Annotated in this window: 18 protein-coding genes; 7 read left to right on the forward strand and 11 right to left on the reverse strand. The window is 49.9% G+C overall.

What is annotated here, in order from left to right; translation table 11 throughout:
- Positions 1–303 precede the first annotated feature (303 nt).
- The 7 genes from F456_RS22870 to F456_RS0116550 form a co-directional block, all read right to left on the reverse strand.
- Positions 304–1,917, reverse strand: coding sequence for a DEAD/DEAH box helicase (locus F456_RS22870; protein WP_018978160.1), 1,614 nt, complete (start codon positions 1,915–1,917; stop codon positions 304–306).
- A 179-nt stretch (positions 1,918–2,096) separates the two neighbouring features.
- Entirely contained in the window at positions 2,097–3,359 is a 1,263-nt protein-coding gene (locus tag F456_RS0116525) for a DUF3500 domain-containing protein (RefSeq protein WP_018978162.1), read from the reverse strand.
- Positions 3,360–3,814: 455 nt separating this feature from the next.
- Positions 3,815–5,464 (reverse strand): mannitol dehydrogenase family protein, encoded by a 1,650-nt coding sequence (locus tag F456_RS0116530; RefSeq protein WP_018978163.1) that lies wholly within the window; start codon positions 5,462–5,464, stop codon positions 3,815–3,817.
- A complete protein-coding gene (uxuA, locus tag F456_RS0116535) occupies positions 5,465–6,550 on the reverse strand; it encodes a mannonate dehydratase (protein ID WP_018978164.1) in 1,086 nt (361 codons plus the stop codon).
- 153 nt (positions 6,551–6,703) lie between these two features.
- On the reverse strand, positions 6,704–6,997 hold the full coding sequence (locus F456_RS22875) for a CPBP family intramembrane glutamic endopeptidase (RefSeq protein ID WP_018978165.1): 294 nt from the start codon (positions 6,995–6,997) through the stop codon (positions 6,704–6,706).
- 250 nt (positions 6,998–7,247) lie between these two features.
- Positions 7,248–7,622, reverse strand: a complete 375-nt coding sequence (locus F456_RS0116545) for an ANTAR domain-containing protein (RefSeq protein ID WP_157060120.1) — start codon at positions 7,620–7,622, stop codon at positions 7,248–7,250.
- Positions 7,623–7,930: 308 nt separating this feature from the next.
- Complete coding sequence (locus F456_RS0116550) at positions 7,931–8,917, reverse strand: tRNA dihydrouridine synthase (RefSeq protein ID WP_018978167.1); 987 nt, start codon at positions 8,915–8,917, stop codon at positions 7,931–7,933.
- A 342-nt stretch (positions 8,918–9,259) separates the two neighbouring features.
- Here F456_RS0116550 and F456_RS0116555 point away from each other — a divergent pair, with 342 nt between their 5' ends.
- From F456_RS0116555 to F456_RS0116570, 4 genes are read left to right on the forward strand one after another with little or no spacing between them, the layout of a single operon-like run.
- The gene (locus tag F456_RS0116555; RefSeq protein WP_026293940.1) at positions 9,260–10,270 is read left to right on the forward strand and encodes a siderophore ABC transporter substrate-binding protein; all 1,011 of its coding nucleotides are present in this window, start codon (positions 9,260–9,262) and stop codon (positions 10,268–10,270) included.
- A gap of 34 nt (positions 10,271–10,304) precedes the next feature.
- The gene (locus tag F456_RS0116560) at positions 10,305–11,312 is read left to right on the forward strand and encodes an ABC transporter permease (RefSeq protein ID WP_040925342.1); all 1,008 of its coding nucleotides are present in this window, start codon (positions 10,305–10,307) and stop codon (positions 11,310–11,312) included.
- Positions 11,309–12,367: an iron chelate uptake ABC transporter family permease subunit gene (locus F456_RS0116565; RefSeq protein ID WP_018978170.1), complete on the forward strand. Its 1,059-nt coding sequence runs from the start codon at positions 11,309–11,311 to the stop codon at positions 12,365–12,367. The genes F456_RS0116560 and F456_RS0116565 overlap by 4 nt, the downstream gene beginning before the upstream one ends.
- Positions 12,364–13,116, forward strand: coding sequence for an iron ABC transporter ATP-binding protein (locus F456_RS0116570; RefSeq protein ID WP_018978171.1), 753 nt, complete (start codon positions 12,364–12,366; stop codon positions 13,114–13,116). The genes F456_RS0116565 and F456_RS0116570 overlap by 4 nt, the downstream gene beginning before the upstream one ends.
- Before the next feature lie 169 nt (positions 13,117–13,285).
- Here the strand turns inward: F456_RS0116570 and F456_RS0116575 are convergent, their stop codons facing one another.
- The 3 genes from F456_RS0116575 to F456_RS0116595 all read right to left on the reverse strand — a co-directional run bounded on the left by F456_RS0116575 (position 13,286) and on the right by F456_RS0116595 (position 18,122).
- Positions 13,286–14,254: a sensor domain-containing diguanylate cyclase gene (locus F456_RS0116575; protein WP_018978172.1), complete on the reverse strand. Its 969-nt coding sequence runs from the start codon at positions 14,252–14,254 to the stop codon at positions 13,286–13,288.
- A 580-nt stretch (positions 14,255–14,834) separates the two neighbouring features.
- Positions 14,835–16,859: a 23S rRNA (uracil(1939)-C(5))-methyltransferase RlmD gene (gene rlmD / locus F456_RS0116585; protein WP_018978174.1), complete on the reverse strand. Its 2,025-nt coding sequence runs from the start codon at positions 16,857–16,859 to the stop codon at positions 14,835–14,837.
- Between the two features lie 504 nt (positions 16,860–17,363).
- On the reverse strand, positions 17,364–18,122 hold the full coding sequence (locus F456_RS0116595; RefSeq protein WP_018978176.1) for an SDR family oxidoreductase: 759 nt from the start codon (positions 18,120–18,122) through the stop codon (positions 17,364–17,366).
- A gap of 190 nt (positions 18,123–18,312) precedes the next feature.
- Between F456_RS0116595 and F456_RS0116600 the strand changes: the two genes are divergently transcribed.
- Positions 18,313–18,957 carry a TetR/AcrR family transcriptional regulator gene (locus F456_RS0116600; protein WP_018978177.1) on the forward strand — a complete coding sequence of 215 codons (645 nt, stop codon included), beginning with the start codon at positions 18,313–18,315 and terminating at the stop codon, positions 18,955–18,957.
- A gap of 189 nt (positions 18,958–19,146) precedes the next feature.
- Here F456_RS0116600 and F456_RS22880 read toward each other — a convergent pair whose 3' ends face one another.
- Positions 19,147–19,845, reverse strand: a complete 699-nt coding sequence (locus F456_RS22880) for a hypothetical protein (protein ID WP_018978178.1) — start codon at positions 19,843–19,845, stop codon at positions 19,147–19,149.
- Between the two features lie 1,236 nt (positions 19,846–21,081).
- On the opposite strand from F456_RS22880, the gene F456_RS0116610 reads away from it, so the two are divergent.
- On the forward strand, positions 21,082–21,972 hold the full coding sequence (locus F456_RS0116610) for a hypothetical protein (RefSeq protein ID WP_018978179.1): 891 nt from the start codon (positions 21,082–21,084) through the stop codon (positions 21,970–21,972).
- 27 nt (positions 21,973–21,999) lie between these two features.
- Positions 22,000–23,946 carry a TcaA NTF2-like domain-containing protein gene (locus tag F456_RS0116615; RefSeq protein WP_018978180.1) on the forward strand — a complete coding sequence of 649 codons (1,947 nt, stop codon included), beginning with the start codon at positions 22,000–22,002 and terminating at the stop codon, positions 23,944–23,946.
- Positions 23,947–24,052 lie beyond the last annotated feature (106 nt).

Below are 24,052 nucleotides of genomic sequence, written 5' to 3' on the forward strand. Positions count from 1 at the left end.
CCCATATGCAATTATTTTTCGCAAAAGCTCGCCAAATCGTACAATAAGTGCGCAGGTGCAGCTATTTCACATAAAAGTACGGTTAGAGACGCAAAAACGCTGAAATAAGTGTATAGGAGCACTTATTTCAGCGAAAATTAGAAATTCGAGAAAAATAAGTGTATATACGCACTTATTTTCTATTTCCCCGTTAAACCTTTAATTTCTTCTATTACACCTGCAACAAACTCTTTCGGATTTTGCTGAAACAGGTTTGCATACAGGCCCTAGTCAAGCACTCTAATTGCTCGTTAAATTCTTCTTTTAAGTCCGCGCCTTTTGCACTTTCAACAACTTGCCTTTGATTGTCGTTTCTTGCATCGCTTTGAGCACCTTATTGCCTTTGCCGTTCAGGATATCTACGTAAGTGACAGTCTCCTGGATGCTGATGATACCGATATCGTCTGCGGTGATGCCTTCGATGCGGGCGATGGTGCCTACGAAGTCGACGGCGCGCAGCTTTTTCTTTTTGCCGCCGTTAAAATACAGCTTCATAATGTCCGCGTTCAGCTCTTCGCCGCGGCTCTTTTTCGGGGCCGGACGGTCGCGCAGTTTGCGGTCGAAGTCGGTCTGCGCTGCGGCTACCGTATGTGCGGAAGGCTCCTCGACGCGCGGCAGCTCGAAGCCGATATAGCGTTCGATCGCATGCAGGAATTTGTCTTCGAAAGGCGTGACGAACGTGATCGCCGTGCCGCTTTGACCCGCACGGCCTGTGCGTCCGGTGCGATGGACATAGCTTTCTTTTTCCATCGGCAGATCGTAGTTGATGACATGCGTAATCCGGTCGATATCGATGCCGCGAGCCGCCACGTCGGTTGCGACCAGGTATCGGAACTGCCCGGCACGGAACTCGTTCATCACGCGGTTGCGGTCATCCTGCTCCATGCCGCCGTGGATTTTGTTCACCGGATAGCCGAGACGCTCCAGATGATTCGCTACCGCATCCACATTGTCTTTGGTCCGGCAGAAGATCATACAGCTGTCCGGATTTTCGACGACCGTCACTTTTTGCAGCAGGGCCGGCTTGGACTTCTCGCCTACCGTGTACAGCTTGTGCTGGATCTGCGTCTGCCGCTTGTCCGTTGCCGAACCGATCTCGATATCAACCGGGTTCTTCATGTAGCGGTGACAGAGCGCCTCCACGTCTTTCGGAAGCGTCGCGGAAAACAGCATCGTCACGCGTTCCTTCGGCAGCTGCTTAATAATCTTCTCCAGCTGTTCGATAAAGCCCATGCTCAGCATCTCGTCCGCTTCGTCGATCACCAGATATTGAATGCGCTCCAGATCGATGGTGTCTTTCTCGATATGGTCCATCACACGTCCCGGCGTGCCGACGATCACGTGATTGCGCTGCATCAGTTCTCTCTTCTGGCGGTCGAACGGCTGCTTGCCATAGATCGCTGCCGCTTTGATCCGTTTGAAGCGTCCGATATTCATAATGTCTTCTTTCACCTGATCAGCCAGCTCGCGGGTCGGCGTCAGAATCAGCGCCTGCGGACGACTTTCTTCCCACTCCAGCAGTTCGCATAGAGGAATGCCATAAGCCGCCGTTTTACCGCTGCCCGTCTGTGATTTAACGGTAACGTCTTTGCCTGCCAGCGCCTGCGGGATCACCTGCTGCTGGACAGGGGTCGCAGACTTGTAGCCCAGGCTGTCAAGCGCTCGAGTGATTTCTTCGCTGAGGTTGTAGGAAGAAAATGAGACTTGGGAAACTTCGGCCGAAGCCGCTTGTTTACTCGAGACTTCCTGCGTAAGTTCAGGTTCGTTCTCTGTATGGTTCTCTGTATGGTTCTCTTCATGGTTGGCTGTATCGTTTACTGTATCGTTTCCGTTCACGGTTTCGTTCACGGTTTCGTTGTTCGGTTGGTTCTCGCTCATGTTTGATTTAACTCCTTCGGTCTCGCCTGGTGCTGTGCGGATATCCGATAAGCGTACCACAGATCCGGACAAATGAGGACTGGCATTTTGTCGAAAAAAGAAAATTGACAAAAATACACAGCGAAAAGAATCTTCGAGTTAAAGATCCTTTTCGCTGTTTGTGTCATTTATCCGGCTCTTTACTCCGTGAATTCTCCGGCGTAATCCGCTACTTTATCGCGCCATACCGTATGGAAATGTGCTTCGGCAGATTCGCCACTGTTGTAAGCGACCCCCTGCTGAGCAGCCATTTCCAGCCACAGGCGAGGTCCGTCGATTCGAACGTACGAACCGATCATGTCCGGATCCGTCGAACCCGACCAGCCGATATACGTTTCTGCCAGTGCTTCGTCGGACAGGTATTCGCCCAACAGCGTTTCTGACGTTTCCGCATCTGCGTCTTCAACCCACGCTCTGATTGCCGTTTTCACCAGTTCCTGCTGCTCTGTGCTCAATTCCGAATACAGAATACCTTCACTTTCTGGGAACTGTCCGTCCTTGCCGGCACCGACGACAACGTCCGTAAAGGTTTGCGAAATCTGCGCCATCGTCAGTTGGTCTTCGCTCAGCGAATCGATAATGGCATACATGCCCTCTTTACGCGTGTCGATCGGGGAGTACGTTGTCCCGTCCAGCTCAAATGTCTGCGGTTCCGTACCGGTAAACTGCGGCGTCGCGCTCACTTCTTGGCCGTTAAAGACAAAGTTTTCGGCCAAGTGGTGTCCGCTAATTTGCATCATCCATGTGTCGCTGTCCGATGGCGTGCCCAGAAGCGCGATATAGTACATGCCCGATCCCCATTCCGTGCGGCCGGTGTCCGTCGTCAGGAATTCGTCCGCACGGATAATGTTTAGCATCGTTTCAAAGCCTTCTTCGCTCAACACAGCTTTGGCCAGCTTCAGCGCCGCTTCGATACTTTCGTTGGACAGATCGCCCAGCGCCGCGCCATTCCGGTTGGTAGAGTTGGCCGGCAGATTGGTCCAGTGTACCGCATTTTCTTCCGTCAGCTCGTAGGACACCAACTCTTTCTGTTCGTCGGTCAGCGTTGCCAGGAATTCTTCGGCAAGCGCCGCTTCATCCGACTCCTCTGTGATCGTCGTATCGGCAGCGACCTGTTCCACGATCTCGATGATGGACTCTTTGGCTTCAGCCTGAGCACCGCCTCCGCCGCCTGTCGGCGGCCTGCCTCCTGCACCGTCGGGCGGAGTTCCTTCAGCGCCTTGGGTCGCATCCGCCGATACCGTCTCGGTTGTCGGCGCATCGGTCGTAGTTTCCGTCGTTGCGCTTTCCGCCTGTTCAACCGTCGTTTCCGTCTCGGCCGTTTCTTTCGTGCCGCATCCGGACAGTACGATTGTCCCTGCGATTACTGCCACCATGCCTTTGGTCATCCATTTGTTGTTCATATGATTATTCCTCCACTTTTAGTTTTATGACAAAGTCTGTCATTGTTGATTACTAGGCGCTTTCTTCTTTCTGATCTCATTATCATTGAGAAAGCTTAAACTAAGCTTTAATTGAAAATTAAATCTAAAAAAGGGCCGGCCCGCATGCTCGGCCAACCCTTTTTTAGTTATTTGCCTGCTTCCGCCTTGTACTGATTTGCGGTTTTCAACAATTCTTCATACGCTTGTTCCGGCGTCGACTGGTTGAACTGTATTTTTTCTACAATCGTTTTGTAATCGGTCTTTTCCTTTATAAGCCGCCTCTATATAGGATTGAAGGAGAGTAACGAATGCTTTTCTTTCACTATCCATCAATTCTGCCTAAGCGATTCCAAAAGAAAATCGCTTTCTGCACATGAAAAAGCCGGCCTGGATGCAGACCGACTTTTTCAAACAAACTTATGGATATAACAGATTCAAACTTCCTGCAGCACATATTTCTCCAGTACTTTCCGCACCGCGCCGGGACCTTCCAGCATTTCATGGAACATCCCTTCAATCTTGTCCCCGAGTCCGATCTCATACAACCGAACGCCAAAAATGCTTTGATCCTCGAGAACGGCGCGCACATTGGAGGTGGAATCGCCCAGTTTCGTGCCCGCCAGCTTCTGCTGCAGCGTCTCCAGCATAGGGTCCGGACTCGGTACGAAAACACTGCCCTTATCGTCTACGCCAAGCAGATAACGGCACCAGACCGCGATCGCCAATGGAATGGCTATAAGCGACGCAGGATCAAGGTCTTCCCTGCGGGCATAGGCTTTGATCGTCTCTCCAAAACGAATACCGACCTTCTGGGACGTATCGGTCGCAATACGTTGCGGCGTATCCGGGATAAAAGGATTGGCAAACCGTTCGTTCAGCACTTCTCGCAAAAATGATTCCGGATCGATAATACCAGGGTCCACAACGACGGGCAGTCCTTCCGTAAAACCGATCATTTCCACAAATTTTCGCAGCGTTTGATCTTTCATTTCGTCGGCGATCGACGTGTACCCGAGCAGGCATCCTGATACGGCAAGCGCCGTATGTAGCGGATTCAGGCAGGTGGTTACTTTCATCGTCTCCACTTGGTTTACCGTGTTCCGGTCGGTAAAGATCACCCCCGCTTCTTCCAGCGGAGGACGGCCGTTCGCGAAACGATCTTCGATCACCAGATATTCGCTGACTTCCGCGTTTACGAAAGGCGCCCTCGGCGAGCTTCCGGAAGTATCGATGTCCATGCCTTCTATGCCCCGATCCAGAAGCGCCGCCCGTACTCTTTCCGACGGACTCGGCGTGATTTTGTCGATCATGGAGAGCGGGAAAGTCGCTTTGCTGCCGTCCTGCAAATAAGCGGTGAAACCTTCCTCCGTCAATCCGCGCTTCTCCCATTCCGCCGCTATCGTAACGATTGCATCCTTCAGCTTATCTCCGTTGCGGGAACAGTTATCCATGCTAACGAAGGAGATCGGATACTGCCCTTTCAGATAGCGTCGATACGCGAGGGAAGCTGCCTGGCTTATCAGATGCTGCGGATGTTCGGGACCGTTCTCCAGATCCGCCTGAACCGTGTCCGAAAATTCGCCGTCCGGCCCCGTTAACGAATAGCCTTTCTCCGTAATCGTAAAGCTGGCGATCCGAAGACTTGGATTCTCGAACATGGCAATCAAACGATTATAATCATCTGCCCGACTTTCCCCGATCATTTTCCCCATGACGAGCGTATCGACGATGCTTGCGACCACATTCATTTTGAATTCGCCGCTCGCATTCATCAGCACGACCAAGGTAAGGTTGTCGTCAAGACCATAGACCTTTTCGGCTGTCTTAGTAGCTGTCTTGTCGACTGTTCCGGCACGCAATGACTTTACAGCCACAATGCCGGTGCTTGCGCTGCCGCTGTCGAGCAGCTTTTGATGGGCATTGGCTACAAAACCGCGAAAAATATTGCCTGCGCCGAAGTGCACCCATTCCGGATTTTCCGCCGTATTCGCCGAGACCTGTTCAATATCGAATTTCGGCAGCTCGACCCCTGCGGCCTGCCACTTTGCTTCATCGGCCAAACTGTTGAGCGATAAACGAAGCATTCAATCGGCTCCCTTCTCGTCCTTCGCATTTTCGAGACTGTCCCAGACTCCAAGCAGATACATGATGCCCAGTGCTCGGTCATACAGACCGTAACCGGGACGACAATTTTTCTCTTCTCCCCATAAATGCCGTCCGTGATCCGGGCGCACATAACCCTGGAATCCGGTCTCGTGATAAGCTTTGACCACTTCGGCTACGTCGACATTCCCGTCACGTCCGCGATGCGAAACTTCGATAAAATCGCCGTTTTCGAACACTTTGATATTGCGGATATGCGCGAAGTGAATCCGATCGTGAAACTCCCTGATCATGGCCGGCAGATCGTTTGCAGGATTGGTTCCAAGCGACCCGGTGCAAAAAGTAAGACCATTATACGGACTGTCGACCATATCCAGCAGACGGCGAATCGTATCTCGGCTGCGAACGATCCGCGGCAGACCGAAGATCGGCCAAGCCGGATCGTCGGGATGAATCGCCATTTTGACGTCTACCTCTTCGCATACCGGGATGACCCGCTCCAAAAAGTACTGCAAATTTTCGGACAGCTTCTCTTCCGTCACATCGGCATAGGCAGCAAACAGCTCATCCAATTGGGCCAGACGTTCCGGTTCCCAGCCAGGCATCGTAAATGATCCCGCCCCTTGCAAGATACGGTCTACCATTGCGCGGGGATTATCCGTAATAGCGGCTTTTTCGTAAAAGAGTGCGTTGGATCCGTCCGGCAGTTCCTTATAAAGCTCGGTGCGTGTCCAATCGAAAACAGGCATGAAATTGTAGCAGATAACTTTGACGCCCACTGTGGCAAGTTTGCGGATCGTGTCTATGTAGATGTCGATGTACTTGTCGCGCGTAGGCAGGCCAATTTTGATATCGTCGTGAATGTTAACGCTTTCTAATACTGCCGTGCTGAATCCTTTGCTTGTAATCTGATCAGCCACTTCCTGTATGCGTTCCATTTCCCACTCTTCCCCGGCAACCTTGTCGTGCAGCGACCATACAATGCCCATCACACCCGGAATTTGCCGAACGTGATCAAGCGTCACATTGTCGTTGTTTTCTCCGTACCATCTCCAAGTCATATTCACTGGCAGATCCTCCCTTGTTTCGATTGGTTTTATCATAACTTTGCACCAAACATTTCGTATACGCGGGAATTGAACACTTTTCTTCTACAATGTAACACGAAAAAGGACTGCAGAATATTTTCCGCGGCCCTTTTCTTTTGTTCATCTTCATTTCTACTCCATAAACAAAGCTGTGAATATCACGACATCCTGCAGGAAATGAATGATCAGCGCCCAGAAAAATCCTTTGGTCTCCAACATCGACTTGGTTAGAAACCAGCCGATAAAGGCAGCCATCAGTACACCCACTATACCGCCGGGATTCCCAAAATAATGGACAACGCCGAAGACCGCGGCCCCAAGTCCTTGTGCTATGTATGGAGAGTATCCGTATTTGCTGACGACAGCGACAAAGGTGAAGCGAAAAATGATCTCTTCCGAAAAAGCGTTCGCAAGCGCGAATGCCAAGATCAGGAATACGCCCGGGTATAGGTCGAAACTTACGCTTTTCCCATGTGCGACCTGGAAGTAGATTACGATCGCCGTCGCTAACGTAATGACAACCGCAAAGTTCAGCCCAAAATTTTTCCACGTCTCTGTCGCGGCTGTTTACATATAGGAAGCGTCGGCTGAAGCATTCAACGAACAACAAAAGGCCGCCGAGAATGTCTCGACAGCCTTTTGTTTACGCTATGTTCGTTTTCTCTGTCAGCAGATTTCACTGTCTGGACGAAGGATCTCGGGAAATCAGCACCTTGAACAAACCGAATGAAATAGGCAGCTGAACATACATGCCTAATTGATGGTCTTCGCACCATTTTTCTTCTTCCCGGGAAAAATCAGTTGTCATGATAATACAGCGTAAAGTTTGAAGGTTCTGGATCTCTTGCGAAAGGGAGGTTGTGGAAGTAGTAGGAGACAGCCATTGAAAGGGAAGGATTGCGGCATCGTAAGCGGTGTTGGTAATTTCTTGCAGAGCATCCGCTTCATTGCGAACGCCTTGGCAATCCAAATAAGAAAGACGCTTGCAGTAGGCAGTGAAAACGCTTCGTGTCAGGTGATCCGGGTGGGCGATTAAAATCTTCAACATCATTACCCCATCTACTTTAATTATTCAACATCATTCATGGAGTAGAATGCAGCGGGTTGGATCTGCTGCTTTCTGTAATTTATACATCAGTATATCATGTGAATATCAAACATATAAATGGATTGTTTTCGGAATCTTAAATAAATTTCGTTTGAAGTGTTACCTGTGTAATTTATTGTCTTAACGCTGTTCGAACGAACAAAAAAAGACTTTCACGTTCCCGTGAAAGTCTTTTCGTTTGCCCTGCATTTCGTCTTAATTTGGCAGCCTTGATGGTCCTATATTCTGCGTCAAACGATTCTCCTGCCGCTTCAGCTTTCTGACCGTACCAGATTCAGTCTGCTCTCGAACTCTTCCAGGCCCGCACGCACTTCCGCCGTCGACTTGGCTTCCATCAGTTTCGTTCGCAGCTCGTTCGCTCCGCGGAAACCTTTGATATAGATCTTGAAGAAGCGCGGCAGCGCCTTGAACGGACGAGGCTCAAGCTCCGAAGAGTACTGGTCATGCAGATCCAGATGCAGCCGCAGCAGATCAAGCAGTTCATGGGGTTCATGCTTTCTCCGTTCTTTCTCGAAAGCAAACGGATTGTGGAAAATGCCGCGTCCGATCATAATGCCGTCTACGCCGTATTTTTCCGCAAGCTCCAATCCTTTTTGACGATCCGGAATATCTCCGTTGATCGTCAGCAGCGTGTTCGGCGCGATCTCGTCCCGCAGCTGCTTAATGTCGGGAATCAGTTCCCAATGCGCGTCAACCTTGCTCATTTCATCCCGCGTTCGCAGATGAATGGACAGGTTCGCAATATCCTGCTTCAGGACATGGGTCAGCCAGCCTCTCCATTCGTCCAACGAGCTGAAACCGAGCCTTGTCTTCACGCTGACGGGCAGTCCGCCGGCTTTGGCCGCTTGAATGATCTCCGCTGCAAGTTCAGGACGGCAGATCAGACCGCTTCCTTTGCCGTTCTCCGCTACGTTCGGCACGGGACAGCCCATATTGAGATCGATGCCTTTGAATCCTTCTTCCGCCATACCGATGCTCATCTGACGGAAATATTCCGGTTTATCTCCCCAGATATGGGCGACAATCGGCTGCTCGTCTTCCGTAAACGTCAACCGGCCGCGTACGCTGTGGCGTCCTTCCGGGTGACAATAACTTTCCGTATTCGCAAACTCTGTGAAAAAGACGTCCGGCTTGGCTGCCGCGCTTACTACATGGCGAAACACAACGTCCGTTACGTCTTCCATAGGAGCCAATATAAAAAAGGGACGCGGCAGCGTATCCCAAAAGTTTTGTGTCATGTAAAAAACCTCACTATCCTATAATCATTCAACTGTCATACGATCATTCAACCGTTTAACACGGCGTTATCAAACCCATACTATAGTACGCCGATTCTATACAAAATGCCAAACCAAACCTTGCTGTAAAGGAAAAAAACGCAAAAAAACTCGCAAATAAACAATAGCCATTGATTATTAGTTTGATTTTGATATAATGAGTTTACACTGGTAATGAGAATCATTATCAAATTTTTCGATTATCTACGGCGCCTACACTAAAAAAAGAGGAGGTTATTGATTGTAATCGGCGCTTTGAACAACGATGCAAATACATATTATATTATACTTCAGGAGGTTCATATGAAAAAGTCCGCTTTCTTTAAATTGATGTCTACTCCGGTATTGGCTGGGATGCTTATGCTGACGGCCTGCTCAAACTCAAGTACCCCGGCTGCACAGCCTGAAGCCGCTGCTGCTGCTCCTGCAACCGTTGAAATTACGGATATCCACGGAAAGATTCAAGTTCCCGTCAATCCTGAGAAAGTTGTCGCACTGGACAACCGTACGTTTGAGACGCTGTCCGACTGGGACATCAAATTGGCGGCTGTACCAAAAGGCGTTATGTCCGCCGACTCGCCTTATGTAAAAGACGAAGCCGTGCAGGATATCGGAAATCACCGTGAACCTAATCTTGAACTTCTGGCCTCGCTCGATCCCGACGTTGTTATTGTCGGCCAGAGATTCGCGGATTATTATGAAGATATCAAAAAACTGGTACCTAACGCTGCCGTTGTCGACTTGAGCTTTGACGTCTCCGACGCTGAGAAAACACCTGGACAAAATTTGGTGAACGGACTTAAAGATTCGACAGTCAGCCTGGGCAAAATTTTTGACAAAACGGCAGAAGCCGACAAGCTGAACGCGAGTTTCGACGAATCTATTGAAAAAGCCAAAGCCGCTTACAATGGAAAAGATACCGTAATGAGCGTTGTCGTTTCCGGAGGAAGCATCGGCTTCTCGGCTCCTCACAACGGACGCGTCTGGGGACCGATGTACGAAATCTTTGGTTGGACTCCGGCTTTGGAAGTTGACGCCGCTTCTTCCGATCACCAAGGTGACGACATCTCGGTCGAAGCGATTGCCCAGAGCAATCCGGACTGGATCTTCGTACTGGACCGTGACGCGGCAATCTCCAGCGAAACCGACGCCGTTCCTGCTCAAGACGTGATCGACCAAGCGCCTGCGCTGAAAAACGCCAAGGCTGTCAAAGAAGGACATATCGTTTACGCGCCGAACGACACTTACGTCAATGAGTCTATCCAAACTTATATCGAGTTGTTCGACAACCTTTCCGCAGCTTTGACCAAGTAACAAAAAGGAGCATCGCATCGTGGTGAAAAATGTAATGCCTCAAACAGCCGGGTTTGAATCTATTCAAACCCGGCATCATTCTAATAAATTGTGGACTTGGCCTTTTATCGCTGCCATTATCGCGATTATTGCTTTGGGCGTGATCTCTCTTTTCACCGGTGTTTACGATATCAAAGGACAAGCGGACGGAAAAGAGATGTTTTTCACTACCCGAGTGCCGAGAACTCTCTCATTAATGCTTACCGGAGCCGCAATGGCTATGGCAGGACTTGTCATGCAGCTTGTTACGCAAAACCGTCTCGTTGAACCTACTACGACCGGAACGATCGAATGGTCGGGTCTGGGACTTTTGTTTGTTTATTTGATCTTTCCGGCCCCAAGTCTCTTATTGAGAATGACCGGTGCGATCCTTTTTTCGTTTATAGGGACCATGCTTTTCTTTTTACTGCTGCGAAGAGTCAAACTGCGGTCATCCTTGATCGTACCGATTATCGGAATGATGCTCGGAGCGGTCATTTCCGCAATTTCGACGTTTATTGGACTTCTTTTCCAAATGACTCAGAATATTGAGAGCTGGTATATCGGCTCTTTTTCAAACATTCAAATCGGAAGATACGAATACTTATGGATTATCGTCTTGGTCACAGTCTTGATTTTCATTTGTGCCGATCGTTTGACGCTCGCCGGACTGGGGCAGGACGTCGCCACAAGCTTGGGTGTCAATTATAACCGTATCATTTTTATAGGCACGGCACTGATTTCTTTGGCTGTCGGAATCGTCGCTGCCGTTATCGGCAATCTGCCGTTTTTGGGATTGATTGTACCGAATATTGTATCCATGTTCAGAGGCGACGACCTTAGAAGCAATCTGCCTTGGGTGTGCCTGCTGGGAATGGGAACGATTATGGCCTGCGACATTCTGTCACGTGTTCTGATTATGCCTTTCGAAATCCCGGTCTCCCTGATTCTCGGAACCGTGGGGTCGGTCGTGTTTATCTTGATTTTGTTGAAGCAGAGGAGGTCTAAAAGAACAACGCGATGAGCGAATTCACACAAAGCAACCCGTCACCCGTCAGAGCTAGTCTTCCTCGGAAAAGAAGAGCGGCCAGCGCCTTTCGTACACCAAAAGAAGCCAAGCATTATTGGATACTGCTCGTCACGCTGCTGCTATTAGGCCTTCTTTCTACCTATGGACTGTTGGTCTACAACAATCCCGTTCCGGTCACCTCCCCTTCTTTTGTACCGGTCGTAGAAAGAAGAATGGTCGCCATCGTAGCCATGCTGATCGCTGCCGTCTGCCAAAGTCTTGCAACGGTCTCCTTCCAGAGCATTACGAACAATCGGATTATTACGCCGTCCCTTTTGGGATTTGAAGCCCTGTATTCCACAATACATACCAGCACGATCTTCTTTCTAGGAGCTGCGGCATTTGTGAATTTCAGCGGCGTGGATTCTTTTCTCTATCAAGTAGCGGCAATGGTCTTAATGTGTCTGATCCTGTACGGCTGGCTGCTGTCCGGCAAATATGGAAACCTGCAAATTCTGCTGCTGATCGGCATCATTATGGGTACCGGCCTGGGTTCCGTATCCGCCTTTATGCGAAGACTGCTTGCGCCGTCCGAATTTGACCTGCTCCAGACCCGGTTATTCGCTTCCGTCAACAATGCGGACGCCGCTTATTTTCCGATTGCAATTCCAATTGTCGTCGTCGTAGCCTTTCTTCTGCTGGCTCACGCCAGACGCTTGAATCTGCTGGCAATGGGCAAAGAGGTATCGACTTCTCTGGGAAGCAGGCACAAAGCCGGCGTTATCTACACGCTCGTACTGGTTTCAATCTTAATGGCGATCTCGACGGCTCTCGTCGGTCCGCTTACGTTTTACGGATTTTTGGTTGCCACGTTAACATACCAGGCGGCACAGACCTATGATCACCGCTACGTGTTCCCGATGGCTTTCGCTATCGCGTTTGTGATTATTACGGGCGCATATTTCATTATGAATCATGTGTTCCATGCGCAGGGAGTCGTATCCATCATTATCGAACTGGTCGGCGGCATCCTGTTTTTAATCGTTGTCTTAAGAAGGGGTAGTCTATGATACAAATCGAGAACGTCAAAAAATCGTATACAGACGAAGTGGCCATAGGTCCTCTGAATATCGAAATCCCGAAAGCGGGACTGACTTCGTTGATCGGACCGAACGGCGCAGGCAAGTCGACGACGCTGCTGATGATCGGAAGGCTGCTCGACTTGGACGCAGGCCAAATTACCGTTGCCAACATGGATATCGCCACTTCCAAATCGAAAGACCTCGCTAAAATTCTTACGATCCTGCGGCAGGAAAATCATTTTGTCACGCGGCTTACGGTCAGACAGCTGGCCGGATTCGGACGATTCCCTTATTCCAAGGGCAGACTGACACAGGCAGACGAAGACATCATCTCCAAATATATCGACTTTCTGGATCTGACCGCGCTGGAAAACCGGTACCTGGACGAGCTTTCCGGCGGGCAAAGACAGAGAGCTTATGTGGCGATGGTGCTGTGCCAGGAGACCGAATACGTGCTGCTGGACGAGCCTTTGAATAACCTTGACGTGGCCCGTTCGGTTCAGATGATGGAGCATCTGAAGTATGCTGCTACCGAGTTCGGCCGAACGATCTTGACCGTCCTGCACGATATCAATTTCGCAGCCAAATATTCGGATCGAATCTGTGCGATGAAGCACGGTCAGATTGCCGCTTTCGGCACGGTGGAAGAGATTATGAAACCGGATATTTTGACGGATATTTTTGAGACGAAGATTGAGATTCTGCAGGGACCTTATGGGCCGATCGCGGTGTATTGACAGATCAGCATGCTAGATATCGGTAATCAAGAAAAAGCCTAAGCGGATGATCTGCTTAGGCTTTTTTCGTACCGAGATTCAATTTTGTTCATTATGAATTAGCTTCAACGATCATAATTGAATCCTTTGTTAGTTTTGTACCTAAGTAGGCTCATATTATTTCTCGAAATTATCGACCCTTCCTCTTTCTCTTGTTCTCGTACATTTTTCTATCCGCTTCCATATAAACATTCTCCATCTTGCCAATAGATTGTTCACTAAATGCGTAACCGACTGACAAATGCACTTCTATATCTTGATTATTGCTGTTGTAAATATTCACATCATTATGTATACGCTGTACTAAACCTTCAATCTCCTCTGAATTTGTTCCAACCAAAAGAATGACGAACTCATCTCCACCAACTCTTGAGACAACCACTTTTTTTGACGAATACGTCTTCAATATTCCAGCTGCTTCTTTAATCAATCGATCTCCCTGCCGATGGCCATAAGTATCATTTGTTATTTTTAAATTATCTAAATCAATAATGATGATCCCAAACGCTGTATCTTCCTCTTCTTCATACTTCTCCATCTGCCTATCAAAATACTCACGATTGTAAACTCCCGTAAGGCTGTCGTGAGTAATGCGATACTCCAGTTTTTCCTCAAGTTCTTTCTTCTCAGTAATATCCCGCAAGATTCCTTGAATGGCTACCAGTTCACCGTCTTGGTAAACAGGCGTTGTATACTCTTCAAACAATCTATATTCACCTTTATTAAATGCTTCTTCACCCATTGCAATTCGATAAATGACTGGCTTATCGTAGTCAATCTCTCCTTTAACCTTCTTAAAAAGCTGGTCCCGGTCATCCGGATGGACACGTTCGAATGCCATTAAAGGGTTGTCATAGACTAACTCTCCCTGCTCTTTACCGAAGGTAACTTCGAAAGGAGGATATGAATAGCGAAACTTCCATTTAGGCTTAACTTCAAAATGATAAAAGCCGTCACGCGAATTTTCAACTAATCCGATTAGCATCTTTTCATTATCAGAGCGCTGTTTTTTATTTTTAACTAATCGTTTATATTGGTATGTCAAAAAAGTATATGAAATGATGGCTCCTGTCAGCAAAGCAATCATAATTTGTGTCATCTTAACCCACTCCCAGATGTCTTCTCACACTTACGAACTAATTCTACTATGACTTGTTACCCATTCATAGAATCTTTTTCAAAAAAAAGGATCATAACAAAAGATACTCTTTCTGCATGCAGGGTAACTTCTGGGAGACTAACCAAGCCAAACAGGCAGACAATTATGACGTTTATTATAAATACTCTATTTCGACTTATAATAATATGATTCTATTCAGTTCTTTAACTTATCCTACTTTGTGAAGGATCTTGATATAGTAAGACTGGATCCTATGAAGCGTATTCGTATTTAGACTTACTCACAGGCATATAGTTCTTTGGATCTAATTATTCATATTCGAACAACATTTACATGAGCTCGGTTGTTCCCATACCACCGGCAAGCATTTTAAGCGAAAGAAAAGAACCTTGAGAAAAGAAAAACCGACCGATCTTCAGGAAAGATGCCTGAAGTCCGGTCGGCTGTTCGTGCGTAGTTGGAGGAATGAATGCCAACTCTTGTTTCCTCTAGCAATTTATCGCGTCTTATTCGACTTTTAGCACGAATTTCCTTGGAATTGCACGGGTTTAATCACTGTTTACGAATTTTTCACCAACACCGTCACGCATTCCACATGACTCGTCTGCGGGAACATATCGAGCGGCTGTACGGATTGGATCTCGTAACCGCCGTCCAGCAGCACTTTGCAATCTTTCGCCAGTGTCGACGGGTTGCACGATACGTAGACGAATTTCTGCGGCTTGGTACGCAGGACGGTCTCCAGGAACTTGCGGTCAAGTCCTGTACGCGGCGGGTCAGCCACGATGACATCCGGGCTCAGGCCGGCTTTGGCCCAGCGCGGCAGCAGGTCTTCGGCTTCGCCTTCGAAGAACTGGGCGTTGTCGCGGCCGTTCAGAGCGGCGTTGCGCGTCGCATCTTCGACGGCTTCCGGAATGATCTCGATGCCGCGTACTTCGGCGGCATACGGCGCCAGCCACAGACCGATCGTTCCGGTACCGCAGTAGGCGTCGACGACGGTCTCTTTGCCGGTCAGAGCGGCCGCTACGCGGATCGTCTCGTACAGCTTGGTCGTCTGTTCCGGGTTAAGCTGGAAGAACGCACGCGGCGACAGTTCGAACTCCAGATCGCCCAGCGATTCTTTCATCGCTTCGGAGCCCCACAGGCTGGTCGTGCGCTCGCCGAAGATCAGCGAGGTCTTGAGCGGATTGACGTTCAGCGACAAACCGGTCATCTCCGGCAGTTCCAGACGCAGACGCTCGATCAGTTCTTCCTGACGCGGAATATCGGCGTTCTCGGTCACCAGCGTAACTTGAAGCTGTTCCGACTGGAAGCCGTAGCGCACGACGATCGTGCGCACGCCTTTGCGCGGGCCGCTGTCTTTGATATCGCTGCGTCCGCCGCGGCTGTCGCCTTTGGACAGCGGAATGTTCAGCTCGCCGAGCACAGCCTTGACGCGCTCGATGGCGCGGTTGACCTGCGGATGCTGAATCGGGCAGCCGCTGATATCGACGATCTCGTGGCTGCCGATCTCATAGAGACCGGCCACGATCTCGCTCTTGGAGCCTTTGACGTCGCGGCGCTCGACCTGCAGCTGCGCCTTGTTGCGGTAGTCCCAAGGCCGATCCATACCGAGCATCGGCTTGATCTTGAGATCGTTCAGGCCGGTATAGCGGCTGAACGCTTCGCGCACGATTTCCGTTTTCGCACGCAGTTGGCCCGGATACGAAATATGCTGGATTTGGCAGCCGCCGCAGATCCCGAATACGGGACAAGGCGGTTCCACCCGGTCCGGCGATTTCTTTTCGATTTCCATCAGCTTGGCCTTCATGAATTTCTCCTGGGTCTCGATCACTTCCGCCTTGACCACTTCGTTCGTGATCGCGCCGTCGATGAAGACCGCTTTGCGGCGGTAGTAGCCCACGCCTTCGCCGTTGATGCCGATCCGCTTGATCGTCACGACGATACGGTCGCCCGCCTTGATCTGCTCGGCTTCAACCGTAGGAACGGTCGGGTCCGGACGCTTCGGCGCACCGCTCAGCTCTGCCTGCGGCTTTTTGCCTGGCACTGCGGCTTCGCTGTGCGGACGCGCTGCCTTAGGCAGCCCTTGAACGCCTGTACCTGCCGGAACGGCCGTCCCAGGCTTTCTGCCGCCTGCATTCGCTGCTGTCCGCGCCCGATCGCGCTCGGCCGTTTCGCGAGCTGTTTTCACTTTGCCGCCCGCATAGGGCTGACCCGATGTCGGGCCTCTGCCTTTATCGCCCGCGTAAGGCTTGCCGGACGTGCTGCCGGTAACCGGTGCGCCGGCTGTCCGCTCGCTTTGGCGCTGTTCGTAACGCTCAGCGGGACTGAGACGTTCTCCTCCCGCAGTCGCAGGACGGCGCTTCTCGCCGGAAGAAGCCGGACGTCTGCTCGGCTTTTTCTTGTCCGCAATTCTTGCCGCTGCGCCCTGATTGCTTTCGCTCTTGCCCGCGCCCGGCTTGCTGCTGCGCTTAGCTGCCGGCTTTTTGCCAGAGCCTCTGTTTTTCTTCTTCTCTTCTTTGGCCGTCTGAAGTTTGCGCTCTTTGCGGCTTGGTGTGGTCGACTTGTCTTTTTGCTCACTCATATATTTAACTCTCCATCTATATTAAAATTGGATACTGCTCGCATCGCCTGTCCAACGTCCGTTCGCATTGTTTCCGTGTTCACTATACCATTTTACCGCAAAAAAAGAACCTGTTTCCGCCGCCCATACGCAAACTTCGGCTCGCCCATCTTCCGTAAAAGACTGATGGATTCGCACAAATGGGCAAAAGGAAAAGGTTCTTTCTGCTGCCTTTACTTATCTTATCGGCTGCTGCCTGGATATCTCGCAGTAAATCTGCTATTGCGACTCCTCCTCGTCCACGTGATATTCTAGCAGGCTGATCAAAAGAGCTTCATTCATTATCTGCAATTCTTTTGCAATTCTTTTGCAATTCTTTTGCAATTCATTTACGATTCGCTTGCGTTTGATCTCGGTATTCGACACTACATATTCCCCATACCAAAAAGCCTCTTCCTGCGATATGGCTTTCCTTGAAGGCTGCCGTATCGAGTCGAAGAGGCTTTCATGCTGCACACTTGGAATTTAGTAAGCTGTCCAGCCTGCGTCCGCCGCGAGCGTCACGCCGTTAACGAAGCTGGAATCGTCGGAGCCTAGAAACAGCGCGACTTTGGCAATCTCGTCCGCTTCGCCGATCCGCGGATTCAGTCCCATACCGACCATGGCGCGCTCCATACCGAATTCATTCGGCTGCCCCATAGTGGCGGAGATGTTGGTCGCTACGCCGCCCGGTGCGATCGCATTGCAGCGGATGCCTTTGACGGCATATTGGAAGCCCACGTTTTTCGTCAAGCCGACTACCGCGTGCTTCGACGCCGTGTAAGCCGCACCCGCGCGCGACCCGTTCAAGCCGCCTGCCGAAGCAATATTGACGATAACTCCCTGTCCTTTTTCCAAAAAGATCGGGAGGGCTTTGCGTATCGCTCTCATCGGACCAGTCGTGTTGATTGCAAATACGCGCTCCCACAGCTCGTCCGTCAGATCGCCCGCAGGCGTGAAGCCGTCCATAATGCCCGCATTGTTGACCAGAATATCGAGCGTACCGTATTTTTCGACTGTGTGATCGACCAGTTCCACAATGTCTGCTTCAGACGTTACATTGGTCTTGATCGCAAACGCTTCGCCGCCCGCATCCTTAATCTCCTGTGCGACCGTTTCCGCTGCTTCGAGATTGATGTCCGATACTGCAACCTTCGCGCCTTCCGCCGCATACAGGATGGCGATACTGCGCCCCATGCCCGATGCCGCGCCCGTTACGATTGCCGTTTTGCCTTGAAGTTTCATATGCTCAGCCTCCCGATTTAAAGTAGAACTATTTTTCGTCAACAACTGTTCATTAACTGCTCTCCAATTCAGTATAATCAATCATAGATAACGCATACAATCGGTAAAACCCGAGCCATTTGTACGTTAATGAACATCTGCTAGCTTCCCTGTTCATCATAAGTAGATTTCATGAAAAAGGAGGACTCCTATGACTTCGCAGATAGCGGAAGACTCTGCCGACCGCCGTGTCCGTAAATCCAAAAAAGCATTAAAAGAAACGCTGCTGACCCTGATGCGGGAACGCGAATTCAAGCGGATCTCGATCACCGACCTGGTTCACGGCGCCGATCTCAACCGGGGAACCTTTTACAAGCATTACCGGGACAAAGAAGAACTGCTCGCCGAGATTGTTGACGATACCATGACCGATCTGGTCTCCTCCTACCGGGAACCTTATTTGCATACTGACTCTTTTGTCCTGCAGGAACTGACCTCTTCGGCGATCAAGATTTTCGAACATGTTCATCGACACGCTGCCTTCTATACGCTGATCGTCAAATCGCAGGCGCTGCCGGGCTTTCCCGACCGCATCTGCAGCGTGTTCAAGCAGCTCAGCCTGTCCGACCTGGAGAGCAGTATATCGAATCCCCAAGTTGATCGCGAATTGTATGCCAGTTATCAGGCTTATGCCATCTGGGGCATGATTCTTGCATGGATTGAAGGCGGGCTCGTTCATTCTCCCGATTACATGGCGACCCAACTGCTGGCGGTTATCCGAAATCGGTCTTCCCGGCAGGAGGTTATCTATCGCAGCAGTTCGCAGGATAAGAAAAGCGACAGCTTGCAGCCCTAGTTATCAGAACTAGGATCTAAAACGCTTCTCTATGGAACAGGTCGTCTACAGATTCGAATGGCTGCAGGAAACGTATGCTGCATGCAAAAAGCCCCTTGAACCCGGCACACCGGATTTCAGGGGCTTTCCTATTGAGAATTTTTCGAAGACTACGGCTGACGGCTCTCTTATAGGCTGCCCACCCAGCGTCTAAAAACTGCTTTCTCTGCGCCTGCGGCTCTTCATGACAGTATCGCGCGGAACATACGGCGAAGCGCTCTCGTCCTTGCGGGTAATCCATACATAAATGAGCAGACCCAGAATCGGGATGAAACCGAGCAGTGCTATCGCTTGGGGCATCCAGCGCCTACGCGATCCCGTATAGATGGCGTAGGCCGACAGCAGCGTCAGCAGGAAGAAGTCGATGGTCATAATATGAACGAACTGCGACGTGTGGAATGCTTCCATGTAGACGCCCAGGTCCCCGGCCAGCAGCCCCCATCCCATAACTACCAGCGTCAAGAGGAAAAGGATACCGTGCGTAACTTGCGATTCCGCGGTGCGGCGTATGCCTTCCGACAAACGCAGATCATGTGAACCGGCATGTGTATGCGAAGTGAGAATATAATACGGCAGCAGGGCGAAGATACCCAGTCCAAAAGACAGCAGTACAAACGGCCATGCGGGAACTCCCCGATCATCGTGCCGAAGCAGCAGACAAGCGTAAGTCATCGGGAATAAGCCAAGCAGTGTAAACATGGCGAGCAGCGACGGTTCATCCGCCTGCAGCGTCAGCAGCCGTCCGAACCAAGGGTCCTCCCCACCGCCCGCTCCAGGCGCGAAAAACAGCGCGTACACAACAAAAGCCAGCCATACGACGAACAGCAGCACACGGGAGATGCTTGTCATGACGGTCACACCTTTCTAGGGGAATAAGGCAGAGAGTCAAGGTTCGGAATAAGCCGCTTCTTCGGCAGCCTCTCCTCTTCATTACCCGTAACCGTTCACCCTGGCAAGCAACCATTGGAAAAAGATGGACAGAATCCTTTTGTTCAAGAGAATTGCAGCAAAAAGACACTCGTGCCGAGGAGAGTGCGCGAGTGTCTTTTTACTGCCCGAAACCGTGCAATGGAGATAGGTTTCGTAGGGGAATAATGGCTAGAATGGTTAATATCCTTCGCCGAGATGCAGTGAAAAATATAGCATGACCACCTAGACAATTACTATACATAGGCCCAACTTTTCGGTTCATCACAGCTAGGCCCAACTTTTCGGTTCATCACAGCTGTGCGAATGAAAAGTTGAGCCCGCGCCTAGCGGATTTTTTTCCAGAGCGTATCACCGCTCTCAAAAGAAGACGTTAGCCGAATAATCGGCTTAAACGTCTTCGATCTTTAAATCTTTAAATCTTTAAATCTTTAAATCTTTAAATCTTTAAATCTTTAAATCTTTAAATCTTTCAAGGCATGTACGCAAACTCATCAACTTTTTCGAATAGAAGATGCTTTCAACGCCCAGGTCCGGTTTCCAAATTCAAATGAAGTCTTTGAACGTAAATACGAAGCCGATTATTGGTTCGCGTATATGCCGGAATGGGACGCGTCCCCTTACGGCCCAATAAGTGCTTATATGCAATTATTTTCCGCAAAAGCTCGCCAAATCGTACAATAAGTGCGCAGGTGCAGCTATTTCACATAAAAGTAAGGTTAGAAACGCGAAAACGCTGAAATAAGTGTATAGGAGCACTTATTTCAGCGTAAGTTAAAAATGTGAGAAAAATAAGTGTACAGGCGCACTTATTTTCTTTCCCCCTATTGTACCTTCAATAACCTCTTTTGGATTTTGTGGAAACAGGTTTGCATACAGGCCCTAAATCTTTTAAATCCTAATGTTTTCGCCCTTAGCTCTTAACTCCCCGCTTAGAGCTTCGACGCCGAAGCACCCGATTCGTCACACCAAACACAATCAACTGCACAATCAGAAGCAGTTTTATTACTTCCTTTTATCTTCTAGAAATTTTACTTTTTATAGAAAACCCGTCTAGTCGGCAAGCAAGCAAGGTGTTAATATAAACAAGTTGCCTGAACATATATAAAAAAGGCAAAATCACCCGGTCTATGAGACTACATACAGGAGGGAAAAATCATGGCTTTTTGTACAAACTGCGGTCGTCCCCTTACGGAAGGCGAAAACCATGTCTGCGAGGTTCAGACTCCGGTTCAACCGTCACTTCAACCTTCGGTTCAAAACTCGGTTCCATCTCCAATGTTCGAGCATCAATCCGGTCAGCCGGCGTATTCATCGAACACTGGCTCCAACACCAAAGATTACGGAACGCTGGTCAAGGGTGAACTGGCCAAGTTCGAAAAAGGAACTTTGCTTGGACTATTGAAAAATCCATTCTCGGCGCTTCATCTTCGCGGAGAAAGCGATCTGCGCTACGGTCTGATTGGATTATTGGCCTCGCTGATCGGTTATATGATGCTGGCCTGGTCGTTCAAAAGAAATGCTCTTTATACCGTTTTCGAATTATCCGGCGGCGGTTCACGTTCAGACTGGAGAAAAGGCTACGCGGAATTCAGCGATCAGTTTGATGTCTTAAGTCCAATATTCGTAATGGGACTCGTATCACTGATTGCCCTGACGGCAGGAGCGATTCTGCTTGGCAACGGAATGGGTACCTACAGAACCTCCTGGAAAGAAGGGCTTGCGAAGATCGGCTCGGCACAGCTTGTAGTTGGAGCCGGTTTCCTCATCTGCGCCCTGCTAATGTTCGTCTCGCTGCGTCTTGGATTCATTGCGCTATTGATCGTGCTGCTGACCGCGCTGGCTCTTACGCTGTTTGTTTCGGCGCAGTTGTTCCACGTTGCCCAAGCGCGTCTTCTCTCGTTTATCGCTCTATTCACGGCTCTTATGGTTGCCGTAATCGCTATTACCTTCAACCTTCAAGTGCAGGCAGGAATTGAAAATATGGCAGCAGATCTTTTGGGTCTCCCTGGAAACTTTGGACTCTTTGAGCTTCTGAATGAACTCTAATTCCCTGCCGAAAGGAATGAATAGCTGATGTATTGTCAAAAATGCGGAACGGCAGCCGATCCTAACTGGAAGTTCTGCGAAAAATGCGGAGTCGTGCTCGAACGGCCGGAGGTTGTCCAACCAACAGCTTCGGTACCCGCTATGCAGCACACTGCGACAGTGCCGGTTCCATCTCCCGCCAAACCCAGACAGCCGATGTCGAAAAAGAACAAAATTCTGGCCGGTACAATCGGCGGAGCTGCGGTACTGCTGGCTGCCGCTTTTCTAATCCTGCGTGTGACCTATGGCCCTTCTACTCCCGAAGAGTTGGCAGAGAAGCTTAATGCAGCAATTGATGCGCAGGACCCAGCGGCACTGGTCTCCTATCTGGATGATTCCGCTTCGCCTCTGCTGGCGGAAGACCGCATCCAAGCTTTCAAGGCATCCCTTCAGGACGATTACGCCCGCAGTACATACAAACAAGGTATTCTCAACGCTATTCAATTGGCAGAGAGCACCGAAGAGGAGACCGAGCGCAGCGATTCTTTCAGCGACAAACTGAGACAAGAACTCGACGGTCCTAATGCCGATCTGCCGGCTTCCTGGATGACGTTCGTCAAAGAGCAATCCTGGAGAGGCAGCAAATGGAGTCTGCATATCGTTCCGGTCGCCGTTGAAGCCAGACTTTCAGATTCATCCGAAGATCTGAAAACGACGATGCAGATCGGAGAACTGTCTGCGGAAAGTGGTGCGATCCAGAATCTGTGGCCTTCGACATACACGTACACGGGCGCGTTGACCGGAGATTTCGGCAGCCAGTCTTATGACGGGCAGATCGAAGCTCTCCAGTACCCGGAAGCGAATACCGTCACTTTCGATACTTCGCAGATGAATCAGATTGCACTCAGACTCCCTTCGACCGAGGCATCCGTTACGTTAAACGACAAGGAAATAACCGGTGATCTGGACGCTTATGTCTTATTCAGACCGGTACCGGAGCAGATCAAATTGACGGCCAAGAAAAAAGCTTATGGCCTCAATCTAAGCGACGAACAAACTTTGAATACCAACGAAGTTGAGGAATACCAAGTTGAAGAACTTCTTCAGCAGGCCGCTGCAGAGCATGTAGTGGATCTGGCTTATACAACGATGGAAAGTTGGGCGAAAGGAACCAATGCCGGCAGCCGCAAGCTGTTTACCGGTTATGACCCAAGTGGAGATTTTGGTGACTATCTAGCTCAAGCGATGGAAGATGATCCAAGCAGCCGATACGCCCTGAATAAAGTCGTTATGAACCCTTACAGCATCCACTTCTATGAAGATCATCTTACTGCGGAATTCATCTACTATTACGCTCGATCCGACGATCCTGACGATGAACGCAGCCAAGCGCTAAAACTTGAGATTTCCCGTCAAAAGGATAAAGACGCTTGGTGGATCACCGGCTATGAAACGACGTATGTGTACGAATCGGAGTATGCCATCCAGAAGGAGAATCCGAAATTCGAGCAGGAGCGCTCCGAATTGGCCAAAGCTTCTGAAGCAGAAGCCGAAGCTGCAGAAGCCGAAGCCGCTATGCAGCAGAGCTCCGGCACGCAGCAGGCATCGGCTTCCGGTTCCTACATTTTTACGGAGGAAGACGCTCAGTCGTTCATGTCCAACTACCTGTACGCTTCCATCTCAGCGATCAATGCCCGCGATTTCAGCTATGTCGAGTCCTATATGGATCCGGCGGGTCCGGCATACAAAGAGACTTCCGACTACATCCCCTATCTGGAGACAAAAGGCATTACAGAAGCTTACGAAGATGCCGTAGTGACTGACTTTCAATATAACGGCGACTCCACCTATACGGTGAAGACCCGTGAATCTGTCATCATTTACAACAAGGATAATGAAGGTACCTTAAGACACTTCAATTCCGAGTACAAACTAAGTGTGATCGACGGCTCGCTTAAGGCATACAAGCTGATCAGTACAAAAGAGATTGAGTAAGAATCAAATGAGGATTAAGTAAACCGGATCGATTATGGAATCGGTCAGAAAAGCCCAGCCCGGGGAATGATCGGGCTGGGCTTTTTGGGGTCTGCAGCGTCTAATA

Source organism: Saccharibacillus kuerlensis DSM 22868 (genome assembly GCF_000378145.1).
Classification (GTDB): domain Bacteria; phylum Bacillota; class Bacilli; order Paenibacillales; family Paenibacillaceae; genus Saccharibacillus; species Saccharibacillus kuerlensis.